We start from the raw sequence: 13,129 nt of genomic DNA, 5'->3' as shown, positions 1-13,129 counted from the left end.
GCTATCGACCGTAGATGGCCGGTTGCACCCATTCGCCTCACTGCGGCACTCAAGGCGGCACTCAATGCTGTCTGGCGTCGTGCTGCAGATATTTGTGGGCGAACGCGATCGCCATGCTGCCTTCACCGACCGCTGAAGCGACCCGCTTGACCGGGCTCAATCTCACATCCCCACAGGCAAACACGCCGGGAACACTCGATTCGAGGAGGTAGGGATCCCGGCTATGGGACCAGCGTCCCGCCTTGACGACGTCGTCGCCGGTCAGAACATATCCGCGGACGTCGCGTGCGATTTCCTCCGGCAACCACTCGGTCTCTGCGTCGGCGCCGATGAACACGAACAATCCGCCACAGTCGTGCCGACTCACTTCTGCGCTCAACCCATCGCGTACGTCGATCGCTGTCAGATGGGTATCGCCGTGTGCGCCGACAACTTCCGATCGCAGTTGCACCGCTACGTTCGACTTCCCGCGAAGCTGCTCGACCAGATAGCGAGACATGCTCTTCTCAAGTGAATCGCCTCGTAAGACGAGCGTAATCATGCGTGCATGATTGGCAAAATACAAAGCGGCCTGGCCGGCCGAGTTTCCACCGCCAATCAGATAGACATCGAGTCCGTGAGTCGCGCTCGCTTCGCTGCGCGAGGCGCCGTAGTAAATGCCTTTACCGATAAACCGGTCGAAGCCGTCGATCGCGAGGCGGCGCCACGTGACGCCAGTCGCAAGAATGATCGTTCGCGCCCGGATGACGTCGCCTTCGTCGAGGTGAACGTTACGCCCATCGACATCGATTCGAGTAACAGACCGTGTCACCAGAATCTCTGCACCCAGCCGCCTTGCCTGCTGCAGTGCACGGCTCGCGAGTTCGTCGCCCGACACACCGTTGGGAAAGCCGAGGTAGTTTTCAATACGTGAGGAAGTTCCGGCCTGCCCGCCTGGCGCTTCGCGCTCCACCACCACGGTGCGCAAGCCTTCCGACGCACCATACACGGCCGCAGCGAGACCGGCCGGCCCGCCACCGATGATCATCGTGTCGTATTCGGCAAGGCGAGGCTGTGTCTGCAGACCCAGCAACTCCGCAAGCTCCCGTGTCGTAGGTCGGCTCAGCACCGTCCCGTCGATCAGCCGCAACGCCGGGCAATCCTCCTCTGACGGACAGGTTCCAGGCCAGCGCGCCGGCAGTTCGGACGCATCGGGCGTCATCCAGTCGCAACTGATCTGGTTGCGGGCCAGGAACTGACGCAACGCGGTACAAGCGGTGTCCCAGCGATTGCCAACCATGGTCACGCGGGGCTTGGGTGGCTCGGCGGAGAGTCCCTGCAGTCCGCCGATGCGCTCGCGCGCGAGGGCGCCCATCTTCAACGCAATTTCCGGCGATGCGGCAGCAAGTACGTAGTAACGCTGGGCGTCCACGCGCATGACACGCGATGGCTCCGCGGCCCGATAGGCGCCCGGAAACGGCGAACTCAGCGCGAGCGGCACTTCGCCAAAGATGGTGCCGGGCAGACGCCATCCCAGCGTGCGCTCGATACCGTCGAACGTCTTGATGACTTCCATCTTGCCGGTCAGAACGGCGTACAGCGCGCGCTCTCCACCTTCATGGACCGCGAATTCGCCCGCGCACAGATGGAGGTCCGCGCACGTGTGCGCGAGATGTTCCAGTTCGTTGTCGGGGAGTGTTGAGAACAGTGGAATCGCCCGGATGTCGTCGATTGTCAGCATGGCTTTGTCCAAACAGGCAAGTGAGGTGAAGCTCGGTCCAGGAGCTTACGGGTCGTCTGTCTGACAAAAAGAACATGCGCGCGCACACCGCTCAGCCACCTAAGGTTCGACGCGAGGCGGGCACAACGCCGTGAGTCTTCCCTCGTCGAACGCGCTGATACTGCTCGAGTAGTTATGCGAACGAATGCCACAACCGCACCACAGACAGCAGGCAGACGTAACCAGTATATGACCTCCGGAGGCGAATTGTTTATCCGCGGGAGCCAGTTGCCGGACTACGGGCGGCGCTGGCGCCAGGTGATCTTCCGAGGTGGCCGGGGTTTAGAGTTGCCTTCTCCATAGCCGACGTTCAACTTCGCAGGGATCGATGTGCGGCGGAAATGCGTGTCCACAGCGCAATATTGCAGCAAGCGTTGACTCTGTGCCCAGTCAGCACGTCCAATCCGTATTGATCAAAAAAAAGCCGGCTTTCCTGCGACGCGATTTCGCTTCGGGCCCTCGCCGGACTACCACCGCAAGTAGAGCGGAGCAAATACAGCACCTAGACCAGCGGTTATGACAATGCCCAGTACGTACCAGGTACCCCAGAACGGTACGGACATCTCTGAGCAGTAAAGCGAGTACACGAGCGAGCCTTGCGCACCGGCGAGCAACCCGGCGCCGGCACCCGCCAGTGCAAGGCGGGTAGGGGCGAGGCCCTTCATGCCATGCATCACGGCGGCAAGTGAAGGCAGGGAAAGCAGCACGATATTCGCAGTGGCGACTCGCCATGTTGTGCCCAGCATCAGCGCCAGGCGATAGCCTGGTGGAGTCGCGATCAGCATGAACGAGGCAACCAGCAACATGGCAATGAAGGGTAGTGCGACTGCGAACCATGCGAGCTTGACGGGCACGCCGGGACGTCCGAGACGCCCGGCGAGTTGCAATGCGGTGATGAGTGTTGCTACCGGAAACGCGAGCCGTATCCAGAACATCGTCGTCAACAGCAATTCCGGCATGTCGCTGCGGATGCCGTAAATGACCACCAGCATCGCCATGCTGCCGGCAAGCCCCACGCTTAGCGACCGATTAAGTCTCTTCGAAACGGAATTCGGCTCAATCGTCGTAAGACCATTAGTCAGCCTAATTATCAGATCCGAAGTTCTCATGTTGTTCAGTGGGGAGCGGCCCAAGGATTCGACGAAAACTTCGGGTCAGGGCCTGAACGACCTGTCACCCAGCAGATAGTCAATGGATATCCGGCCTGGTCCCCAAGCGGCAATTCCCAATGCCATGGCTACCCAGGTGAGATGGATAGGCCAGCCGTCCGGCACCGTCAGCTCGATGATGCACGTCATCAGAATCAGGCCGGCTGCGGCGAACCGGGTTCCGAAGCCCAGCACGAGCAACACCGGGAATGTCACCTCACCGCAGCCCGACAGAAATGCAAACACGGCCGGAGCGGGAAACGGGTAGGGGCCGCCTGGCAGATGCAACTGGAACTCCTGAGTGAACAGATCGATTGCCGTGTCGTTCAGTTGCAGGAAGCCGTGCCATTTAAGAATGCCCGATTTCCAGAACGGTACGGCCAGCGCAATCCGAAGCACGAGTTGAACGAGCCACGGTTGCGCGAGATGTTGGATCAGCCGCTTCGCCGCACCAATCGCGGATATCACCACGCCTGGAAAGGGCAGTTTTGCCTGTTGTGTGTCCGGTGTCATCTTGATCAATCTCCATGTTGAATGGCGGAAAAAACGCCAGCCGAGATCATCCCTGCCATGTTGGCCTGGAGATCGAAGGAAGAGGTTTCTTCAAATGCAGTCGCGACTGCTTCGCCTAGTGACGCGCCCGCGAGAAGGGCGATAAGGAACGTTGCACCTCCCGCCGGCAGGCGCGAGACGATGACGTCCTGCTCCGGTCGCGTCACGAGTGCATCCTCAGGTTCGTTCGACCGTAGCGGGGAAACAGGACCATCCGTGCGATTCATCGCGAAGATGGCAACGGCCGGATAGGCTGAACGCACGATCCGCGCCGCAGGGTGCGGCCTGAAGCGCAGCCCGGCCAACGACGCGGGCTCGATATCTCCTAGCGCCTCGGCAGCAAGCACAGGCAGGTCCGCCGCGTGATAGGCATCCAGCCACGCGCGCTCGATGCGCGCCGTGTCCGCAAGCCATGGCATCTCGCGGGCGTATTCGTAGGACTCGATGAAGGCAGGAAAATCCCGCCCGTACTCGAACAGTAACGGCGAAACAGGCGGCGTCGCGCGAACATGGAAACGGGCCATCGCCCTGAAGAAGTCGACGCCAGTGATGCGCTGGATAGCCGGGTAGATCGCTGCCAGTGCATCAATGAGGCTGACCGTGACGTTGTTCCGATAAATGTTGTAGCGCTTGACGACACGCTTCCCTGGTGCAGCCACCAGCTCTTCAGGCGCTGCGATCGCTGGGTCGATCAGTCCCGGCGCAAACGCCGTGGCGTACTGGCATGAATGATTTTCAGGCTTCATGGCTGATGAGTTCCCGCGCGAGTGACATCCCGTGCTCCGCCATGATTTGCCGTGCTGTCGTTGCTTGATCCCGCAACACGGGCCATGCGGGAAGATTGCTATCCCATTCGATCAGTGCCGGCCTGGGGCCAATCCTCGATACGACATGCCTGTAAAGATTCCAGACTGGGTCGGAGATGGCGCGGTCGTGGCTATCGATAAGCAGCAGTTCGTTTTCGTCGTCGCGTTGCTCGCTGTGCCCGGCCAGGTGTATTTCGCCCACGGCTTCAAGCGGCAATGCGTCGAGGTACGCTGCGGCGGAGAAACCATGATTGATTGCCGAAACGAAAACGTTGTTGACGTCCAGTAGCAGGCCGCATCCGGTGCGTTGAACGACAGCACGGATGAATTCGGTTTCGCTCATTGTCGACGACTCGAAAGCGACATAAGTCGACGGGTTCTCAAGAAGAATGGGGCGTTTGATCGCGTGCTGAACCTGGTCGATGTGTGCGCACACATGCTCGAGCGTTTCTTTCGTGTAAGGCAAAGGCAGGAGGTCGTTAAAAAACGTTCCGCCATGTGAGGACCACGCGAGATGCTCGGACACTAGCGTGGGTTCGTAGCGTGCAATCAGATCGCGAAAGCGCGTGAGATGAGCCGCGTCCAGCGCATGAGGGCCGCCGATCGACATACACACGCCGTGAATAGAGATCGGGTAGTTCTCGCGGATAGCCGCTAGCGCCCGATGCGGGGGACCGCCAGCGCCCATATAGTTTTCAGCGTGGACTTCGAAGAAGCCGTCCTTCAGTCCGTCCGCGAGAATCGCGGCAAGATGTTCATGCTTGAAACTGGTGCCGACAAACTGCCGTTCCGCAGCGGTCACACTGGAGGGGCAGCCGCGCTCGCCGATTCCGGCTGGCGTTGTTCGGGTGAAATCGGTCATGGCCGCCCCCTTTCCTGTCGTCGTTTGCCGGATCAGGACTTCAGAGCAGTGAGGGAGCCATGGCCGCCACCCGGCACGGCGATGCTCGTGCAGGTGCCACCTTGAACGAACTTCCATGAGTTGCCCTGGAAATCCATTGCGGACGTACCTTGACACGTGGTGCCAGGACCGGCGGCGCAATCGTTCTGCCCTTTCAGGGCGACGCCATAGCACTTTTCCTTGTGAGCGGCGACAGCGGCGCTTGCCTCCGCGCTCGTCAGCGGTGCAGCGTGGGCGACGGATGCGAGCAGGCTCGCGACTACGCCGGCGAGGAGGGCGGAACTGACAGTGGCTTTAGCGGACATGGAATTTCTCCAGAAGTTGAGATAGAGGAGTACCCGTGCTGGATACATCCTCTAATTCGTGGACTGGAGACGTCCGGTTACAGGCAAGTCATCTTTTTTTTGCTTTCGACCTGCGAAGCAACGAAATCAAGCCGCCCGATCAACGAGCTGCCCAGGAATTCACCACCGAAGCAGTTTGGGACCCAGCACCGCCCCGAGCGCGGCCGGAAGCAGCATGCCGACCACATACCAGATGCTCCAGAACGCAGGGTTCATCTCGGGGCAATGAAAGCAGTACGCGACCGTGGCGATCGAGCTTGCGAGCAGACCCGAGATGGCGCCGGCGAGCCGTAGACGGGTCGGCGCCAGTCCTTTGACAGCCCAGAAGATGGCAAAGAAGCCCGGAACGGCCAGCAGAAGAATATTGAACGGGCATGCGCGCCAGGACTGCCCGAGTATCGCGGGCAACCGGTCTTGCGGTGCGGCGCTGACGAGCACCGCTATGGCTGCAATCCAGACGATTACAACCGGTATTGCCATGATGGGCCATCCGGTTCCGACCTTGGCGCCGGGGCGTGCCAGCCGGACGGTTGCAATCAGGGCGCCGATTGCGAGGCATAGCGGAAACGCCAGCTTTTCCCAGAAGATTGCGGTTTTGATGATGGCGCTCAGATCGGGGCGAACGCCGAATACGGTAGCCATCAACGCCGTCGCGCCAATAGCGGCAATCGGCAATGAGATGCCGAACCGACGGGCCACCGTGCCGCTTTTTGCGGGCGTTATGCCGGTCGAGAGCAATCCGACGAGGTCATCTGTTCTCATGCCATTCTCCGGACGTACGTGGCCAGAGCCTTGAGACCCCTATGGATGCTGACCTTGACGGCCGACTCCGAGAGCCCCGTCAAGCGGGAAGCTTCGGCAACTGAAAGTCCCTGCAGCTTGACGTGCACGATCGAGAGCCGCTGCTTGTCCGGCAGGTGATCGAGCAGTTTCCCGATGTCGCGATGGGCATCGGTCGGTTCGTCGGCGGACTCGGCGAAAATGTCGTCGTGCTCGTCAAGGGGGTCATGCAGCGACTCCCGTCGCGCACGCGTTCTGAAGAAATCCATCAGTTTATAGCGCGCGATCGCGTGGACCCACGCGGTCAGCGGCTCATCCGGCCGGTATGTATGACGTGCATTATGCACGGCCAGCAGGATTTCCTGAACGAGATCCTCGACGTCGTCGTGAAGCTGGGGAATCCGCTTGCGAAGATAGCCACGCAGATGACGCGTCAGTTCGGACAAAAACGAGCGGTACTCGGATGCGTTGCCTGCCAGGCCCGAGACGAACAACGTTTTCAGACGCTCCTCTGCGGAGTACACGGTCATGATGTTCCTGTGCGTTGCGTTCTCAGACCGCCTGATGCGCGCGTGCTGGCTGTCGTGCGGCACCAAAGCAGGTTTGCTATGGCTCCAGGTTGTTTTAGATCGGATGATTTAGAATATCGCAACGTGTGTGACGTTGCAATCCCGACCGGGAAGACGTTGCGCGATGGCTGGAGTAAGCATGGTCCGACCACGGGAATTCGATGAAAATGCGGTCCTCGATGCAGCCGCCCACCAGTTCTGGGTCTACGGCTACGAGGCGACTTCTGTGCGCGATCTCGCGCAGTGCATGGGCATTACGGGGGCGAGCCTCTACAACGCGTTCGGGGACAAACGTTCGTTGTTTCAGCGGGCGCTGGCCCACTACATAGAAAATAGCTTCGGCGACCGGGTGTCGAGATTCGAGCGGAGCCTGCCGCCTCTTGATGCCATCAAGGCATTCTTTCGGGAAATCGTCGAGCGATCGGTCAGCGACAGGGATCGTAAGGGATGTCTGCTGGTGAATTCGGCACTTGAGGTTGCACCACACGATGCCGGTTTCCAGACGATGATCGCCAATGTGCTGGTGGCGGTAGAAGCGTTTTTCCGGCGCTGTGTGCACGCGGGTCAACAGGCTGGCGAGATTTCGACTGCCCAGTCTGCTGATGATCTTGCGCGCCTGCTGCTAGGACTCCATCTCGGCATACGGGTGCTTGCCCGGACAAGGCCGGAACGTGCGCTGCTGGAGGGCGTTGTACGGCCCGCACTGGCGCTTCTCGAGCCCAAACCCGACTGACGCCTGGGTGTGCCCCTCAGCGGCCCCTGGCCAAGCCCTGGCCCGGCATCGAATTCGGTTTGAAGCGCGAACCGAGCCGATACCGTTTGCCAGGATGCACAAAGTGGGCGAGTGTCACCGGCGTGCCGCCGGTCCAGGTGCGACGCGTCAGCATCAAGCAAGGTTCGTCGGTTCGCATCTCGAGCAGCGCTGCCTGTTCAGGCGTCGGCAAACAGGCGTCGACGATATGCTCGATTTCCAGTTCGTAGTGGGACACGTTGTTGTAGAGATACTGCGATGGCGGCTCGGCCGTGAAATCCTGCGTGAGAAAATCTGGCGCAGCAGCGGGGTTCACATACCGATCTTCAAACTGAATGGGCCGCCCGTTTTCCAGATGTACGCATGTCAGATGAAACACCGGCGTATTCCTCGGCAACCCGAACGCGGCAGCGACCTCGACCGAAGCGGCTTCGCGCACGAGCGTAATGACCTTGCAGGCATACTCGTGCCCTCGCGAGCGAATCTCATCGCGAATATGGGCGATCATCAGAAGGTTCGACTGCGGTTTGCCTTCGGCGACGAACGTGCCGACGCCGGCCACGCGTTCGAGTTCGCCCTCGGCGGTCAGTTCGCGTAGAGCGCGATTGACCGTCATGCGTGCGACCCCGAACGCCGTCGCCAGATCGATCTCCGACGGGATGCGCTCGCCAACGCCCCATTCGCCCGCACGAACCTTGTCGCGCACAACGGCCTTGATCTGCTGAAACGGCGCACCGGGTTTTTGAGCCATATGTACTACCCTTCGATTCCGAATTGAGCGACACCGATTCTATTACGCTTTCAGTCTCGCTCAAGCGCCGCAAACAATGCGCGCAGAAACATATCATTTTCCTCTTCGGTACCGACGGTCACACGGATAAGGTTGTCCAGTTCGTATGCGCCGAGCGGCCGGACCACGATGCCGGCCTGCAGCAGCCGTTGGGCCACCGTCTTTGCGTCATTCAGGCCAATCGTAATGAAATTCGCGTGCGTTGGGATGAATGGAATGCCCTGACGCTCCAGCGCCTGGGTGATTTGCGTAACGCCTGCTCGGTTCAGGCTCTGTGTGCGTTGCAGGAACGCGCGATCGGCGAGCGCCGCCAATGCCGCGCGCTGCGCGAGTGCATTGACGCTGAACGTCGGGCGGATTCGAGCAATGGCATCGACAAGATCGGGATGCATGATGCCGTAGCCGACTCGCAGCGACGCCAACCCGTATGCCTTCGAAAACGTTCGCGCGACGACCAGTTGCGGATAACGCGCAAGCAGTGATATCGAATCGGGCCGCAGCGTGGGATCGACGTAGTCGATATACGCTTCATCGAGTACCACGAGCGTATCCGGACCGACCGAATCCAGAATGACTTCGATCTCCGCCGGGGACAGCAGCGTACCCGTTGGATTGTTGGGGTTGCAGATGTAGACGAGGCGCGTCGCAGGGGTCAACGCCGCGCGCATCGCGGCAGGATCGTGACGGTAATCGGACGCGGGCACTTCAATTGCGGCAGCGCCGCGCGCCTTGATACTGATCGGATAGGCCTGAAATGCGTACTGCGAATAGAGGCCGGCGGTGCCGGCACGCAGACTCAACGCCGCGCACAGATCGATCAATTCGTGGGACCCGTTCGTCACCGCGATGTGGTTGGCCGGCACGCCATGATAGTGGGCAAGCGCGTTGCGCAGATCGAATGCATCGCTATCCGGATAGCGCGCGAGAGCGGTATTCGCGCCGCTGAACTGCTCGGCTAACGCTTGCGCGACATGCGGGCTGCAGCCTAGCGGATTTTCATTCGACGCCAGCTTGATGATGCGCGCAAGACCATATTCGCGCGCAACCGATTGCTCGGAGCGGCCCGGTACATAGAGCGGCAACGCACGGATATGCGCGGGCACCGGTGCGTTTTTCACGGCGCCGTCCAACTCGCTTTTCGCTTCGCTCATGCGCCCACCTGTCCCTGTTCTGCGCGCCACACGATCGGAAACAGCGGGTGCGCCATCGGCGCGCCTTCGGCGAGCGTCTCGCGCAGACCTGGAAACTCCGGCGAGGTGCGCCACGGGCGTGGCTGGTGACGGACATCGTCGCCGATAAAGCGCAGCGAAAACGCGCGGCGCCGACGGTTGCCACCAACGCCGCCCGATGCATGCAAGGTCAGCATATGAAAGCACACCATATCGCCGGGTTCGAGTTCCCAGCCAATGATCGGATACGCGTCGCGATTGCTTTCGATATCGGGCAAATCGGTCAGGCTGCCTTCGGGAAACCACTTCGCCTCGTTGGCAATGAACGTGCGCGGCATTAGCCACGGCCCGCGATGCGAACCCGCGACAAATTCGAGTGTTGACGCTCGCGCGACCGGATCGACGGGAATCCACATGCTCACGTTCTGATCGCCGGTGATGTTGTAGTACGGCTGGTCCTGGTGCCACGGCGTGCGCTGGCGCGTGTTCGGCTCCTTCACCAGCAGATGGTCGTGATAGAAGCGGGCCGCTTCGCCGCCCATCAACGCTCCGGCAACGCTCGGCGCGGGCGACTCCATGATGAAACGCCGATAACCGTCGTTATCCTGCCAGTTGCAGAAGTCCTCGAAAAACCAGCCTGGATCGTCCGGCCGGCTCGCCACTTTTGCACGCGGACTCGGTTGGGCGATGTTGCGGTCGATGGCCTCGCGTAGCATCGCCAGTTCATCCGCGGAGAAAATATTGCGAATGCACACCGCGCCGTCGACGCGAAACGCCCGCACCAGATCGTCGGTCACCGCGCGCGCGACGCGCTGTTGAATGGTTTCAGACATCTCCGTTTCCTTTGTATGTGATTGACATTGCACGCTGCTCACCGCTCAACTGCCCGAATGAAATCGGCGATGCGGCTGTTTCCTGTCGCGCCGAGAATCGAGTCAGGGGTGCCTGACTCCAGAATGACGCCGTCGGCGACAAAATGAATCGTGTCGGCGAGCTTGCGCGCGAACGCCATCTCATGGGTAACGATGGCAAGCGTCAAACCCGCATCCGCAAGGGTGCGAATCGTGTCGAGCACGCCCGCGACAAGCTCCGGATCGAGCGCCGAGGTCGGCTCGTCGAACAGGACGACTTTCGGTTTCATCGCCAGTGCACGCGCGATCGCAACACGCTGGCGCTGGCCGCCTGACAACTGGTCTGGGTAGTAGCCAAGGCGATTGCCGAGGCCAACCTGATGCAGGATCGCCGAGGCCTCGCTGATGACTTCGTCGCGTTGGCGACGCTGCACGTGGATCGGCCCTTCGATCACGTTTTCGAGCACGGTGCGATGAGCGAACAGGTTGAATTGCTGAAACACCATCGGCATCTTGCGCCGTGCGATGCGCAACTGCGCTTCCGGCTTCGTGCGAAACGTGGCGCCATCCTGGTGACAAAGCCGTTCGCCGTCGAAATGGATTTCACCACCGGTCGGCATGTCCAGAAAATTGATGCAACGGAGCAGCGTGGACTTGCCCCCGCCACTCGGACCGATGAAGAAACTGACCTCGCCGGGCCGGATACGCAGGTCGATGCCTTTGAGCACCCGCACCGCGCCGAACGATTTTTCGAGTGCGCGCACTTCGAGAATAGACGTTGAAGGATTCGCCTTCCCGTTCAGATCAGGTTTCAAGATTGGGCTCCGTGCTCGTTGCGCCGGCCTTGCCTGCGGGAATCTGTGTCGACACGCGCTTGCCGCCGCGGTGTACCGGGGTGAACTTCTGCTCGATCCATCGCACGCCGCGTGCGGCAGCAAAGCTCATTGCGAAGTAGATGATCGCGACCATCAGATAGACCTGCATGCTCATGAAGGTATCGGCGATCACAATCGTGCCGTGCCTCAGCAATTCGTTGACCGCGATGAACGACACCAAGGACGAATCTTTCAGCAACGAAATGAAATAGCCGCCGATCGTGGGGAGCGCAACCTTCAGCGCTTGAGGAAGAATCACCCGCCGGTAGATCATCGTGTGCGACATGCCGATGGTCAGCCCCGCTTCACGCTGACCGTTGTCTACCGCCTGGATCGCTGCGCGGAACACTTCCGAAAGATACGCGCCGAGGTTCAGCGCGAGGCCAAGCACGCCCGCCCAGAATCCCGGCAAGGTCAAGCCGACCTGCGGCAACGTGAAGTAGATCACCAGCAACTGAACCACCAGCGGTACATCGCGCCAGATCTCGACATAAGCGCGCAGCAGCCAGTCAAGCCAGCGCCGTGACGACAGCCGGCCTAGCGCGACCGCGAGGCCGAGCGCAATCGCACACGTCATGCTGATGACCGACAGTTCGATCGTCACCCACGCGCCCTTCAGCAGGAACGGAAAGTAGCGCGGAATCAGCGTAAAGAAGAACTCGCTCATGATCGGCGCGATTACTTCGTCAGCACCGCTTGCTCCGGCGACCATGCACCGTACTTCGTCAGGATCTTCTGGCGCGTGCCGTCCTGATCCATCGATTGCAGCGCGCCATTGATCGCGGTGAGCAGATCGCTGCACTCTGCGCGCACCGCTGCGGCACTCGTGCCGAATTTATAGTTCGCCTTGTTCTCGGCGTCGACCCATTCGGGCTTCGGGTGGTAGTAGATCGGCTGACCGACAACGCGCAGATTTTTCATCTTCTCGCGTTGGCCGAGCAGGGTGCCCTGATCGAGCAGTACCGCGTCGACCTGGCCGTTTTGCAGGGCCATGAACGGCTCGCCGAACGAATTGAAGTCCATGACTTCGCCGATCTGACCTTCGGTCGCGAGCCGGTGCGCGTTCACCGAATCGTTGGTGCCGAGCGTTGTGGCAACCTTCCGGTTCTTCAGATCTGCGAATGACTGGATCGGCGAATCGGTTTTGACAATGATTTCGTCATAGAGCAGGAAGTAGGGCCGCGAGAAACGCACGTTTGCGCTCTGGATGCGCTCCTGCGTGGCCGACATCGATGAAAAGATGATGTCCCAGCGCTTCGATTTCAGCCCGGGAATCAGCGTGCTCCATTCGGTGACGACGAAGTCCGTCTTCGGCACGCCGATGCGTTTGCCCACCTCCTTCAGCATATCGGCCTCGAAGCCGCCATAGCTGCCGTCTTCGTTTTGCCAGACGAAAGGGCGGGTGCCCATCAGGCCGTTGCCCGCTGTCAGGACACCGCTCGACTTCACGTCGTCCAGACACCCCGCGGCGACTGGAAATGCGGAGCTGGACAGGACGGCGGCGGCACATAACGCGATCAGACGATTCATGGCGAACACTCCGTGCAGAAAGGGAACGGCTTGGGGAAACGTTGTGCGCGTCCGCGATACCTCGATGAAGTCCATTCGCGATGCGGTCTAGACCGGACTATACTGCATCATAAAAAATAGCCAAGCTTTTTTTCGGCGTCGATAACGGAGGGAAAGTCGGCACTCGCACATCAGGTTGGTGGCCTGAGTGCAAATCGGAGGGGGAGGGTGTGAACGTTCTTTCGGCGCGGGAATCGCGTTGCGCGATCAGCCGGGTTTAACGCGATGCGTGGCCGAATCCGGTGGTGGGTGATTCAGAGATCGA

The 13,129-nt window shown here is 60.5% G+C and carries 15 protein-coding genes; 1 reads left to right on the top strand and 14 read right to left on the bottom strand.

Annotated elements, in window-relative coordinates:
• Positions 1–61 precede the first annotated feature (61 nt).
• From KHO33_RS13155 to KHO33_RS13120, 8 genes are all read right to left on the bottom strand, one after another.
• Positions 62–1,720, bottom strand: coding sequence for an FAD-dependent oxidoreductase (locus tag KHO33_RS13155; RefSeq protein ID WP_200565741.1), 1,659 nt, complete (start codon positions 1,718–1,720; stop codon positions 62–64).
• Between the two features lie 506 nt (positions 1,721–2,226).
• Positions 2,227–2,868: a DUF1109 domain-containing protein gene (locus tag KHO33_RS13150; protein ID WP_200565740.1), complete on the bottom strand. Its 642-nt coding sequence runs from the start codon at positions 2,866–2,868 to the stop codon at positions 2,227–2,229.
• A gap of 45 nt (positions 2,869–2,913) precedes the next feature.
• The gene (locus KHO33_RS13145; RefSeq protein WP_200565739.1) at positions 2,914–3,420 is read right to left on the bottom strand and encodes a DoxX family protein; all 507 of its coding nucleotides are present in this window, start codon (positions 3,418–3,420) and stop codon (positions 2,914–2,916) included.
• A gap of 5 nt (positions 3,421–3,425) precedes the next feature.
• On the bottom strand, positions 3,426–4,205 hold the full coding sequence (locus tag KHO33_RS13140) for an HvfC/BufC N-terminal domain-containing protein (RefSeq protein WP_200565738.1): 780 nt from the start codon (positions 4,203–4,205) through the stop codon (positions 3,426–3,428).
• Positions 4,195–5,127: an MNIO family bufferin maturase gene (gene bufB / locus KHO33_RS13135; RefSeq protein WP_200565737.1), complete on the bottom strand. Its 933-nt coding sequence runs from the start codon at positions 5,125–5,127 to the stop codon at positions 4,195–4,197. Before bufB ends, KHO33_RS13140 begins: the two co-directional genes overlap by 11 nt.
• Before the next feature lie 32 nt (positions 5,128–5,159).
• Positions 5,160–5,471 carry a BufA1 family periplasmic bufferin-type metallophore gene (locus tag KHO33_RS13130; RefSeq protein WP_054041172.1) on the bottom strand — a complete coding sequence of 104 codons (312 nt, stop codon included), beginning with the start codon at positions 5,469–5,471 and terminating at the stop codon, positions 5,160–5,162.
• Between the two features lie 159 nt (positions 5,472–5,630).
• Complete coding sequence (locus KHO33_RS13125; RefSeq protein WP_200565736.1) at positions 5,631–6,272, bottom strand: DUF1109 domain-containing protein; 642 nt, start codon at positions 6,270–6,272, stop codon at positions 5,631–5,633.
• The gene (locus KHO33_RS13120) at positions 6,269–6,820 is read right to left on the bottom strand and encodes a sigma-70 family RNA polymerase sigma factor (RefSeq protein WP_200565735.1); all 552 of its coding nucleotides are present in this window, start codon (positions 6,818–6,820) and stop codon (positions 6,269–6,271) included. The genes KHO33_RS13125 and KHO33_RS13120 overlap by 4 nt, the downstream gene beginning before the upstream one ends.
• Positions 6,821–6,998: 178 nt before the next feature.
• Here KHO33_RS13120 and KHO33_RS13115 point away from each other — a divergent pair, with 178 nt between their 5' ends.
• Complete coding sequence (locus tag KHO33_RS13115; protein ID WP_200565734.1) at positions 6,999–7,592, top strand: TetR/AcrR family transcriptional regulator; 594 nt, start codon at positions 6,999–7,001, stop codon at positions 7,590–7,592.
• Between the two features lie 16 nt (positions 7,593–7,608).
• Here the strand turns inward: KHO33_RS13115 and hutC are convergent, their stop codons facing one another.
• The 6 genes from hutC to KHO33_RS13085 are packed head-to-tail and all read right to left on the bottom strand — an operon-like array spanning position 7,609 to position 12,825.
• Entirely contained in the window at positions 7,609–8,361 is a 753-nt protein-coding gene (gene hutC, locus KHO33_RS13110) for a histidine utilization repressor (RefSeq protein ID WP_200565733.1), read from the bottom strand.
• Positions 8,362–8,411: 50 nt separating this feature from the next.
• On the bottom strand, positions 8,412–9,551 hold the full coding sequence (gene hisC / locus KHO33_RS13105) for a histidinol-phosphate transaminase (protein WP_200565732.1): 1,140 nt from the start codon (positions 9,549–9,551) through the stop codon (positions 8,412–8,414).
• Entirely contained in the window at positions 9,548–10,402 is an 855-nt protein-coding gene (locus KHO33_RS13100) for a phytanoyl-CoA dioxygenase family protein (protein WP_200565731.1), read from the bottom strand. The genes hisC and KHO33_RS13100 overlap by 4 nt, the downstream gene beginning before the upstream one ends.
• Before the next feature lie 38 nt (positions 10,403–10,440).
• Positions 10,441–11,235, bottom strand: a complete 795-nt coding sequence (locus KHO33_RS13095) for an amino acid ABC transporter ATP-binding protein (RefSeq protein WP_234480631.1) — start codon at positions 11,233–11,235, stop codon at positions 10,441–10,443.
• Positions 11,225–12,007, bottom strand: coding sequence for an amino acid ABC transporter permease (locus KHO33_RS13090; protein ID WP_200565730.1), 783 nt, complete (start codon positions 12,005–12,007; stop codon positions 11,225–11,227). The genes KHO33_RS13095 and KHO33_RS13090 overlap by 11 nt, the downstream gene beginning before the upstream one ends.
• Positions 11,974–12,825: a substrate-binding periplasmic protein gene (locus KHO33_RS13085; protein WP_054041182.1), complete on the bottom strand. Its 852-nt coding sequence runs from the start codon at positions 12,823–12,825 to the stop codon at positions 11,974–11,976. Before KHO33_RS13085 ends, KHO33_RS13090 begins: the two co-directional genes overlap by 34 nt.
• Positions 12,826–13,129: the final 304 nt, after the last annotated feature.

It is taken from the genome of Paraburkholderia nemoris (assembly GCF_905221015.1).
GTDB lineage: Bacteria > Pseudomonadota > Gammaproteobacteria > Burkholderiales > Burkholderiaceae > Paraburkholderia > Paraburkholderia nemoris.
This window is presented reverse-complemented; position numbering and strand designations above follow the sequence as displayed.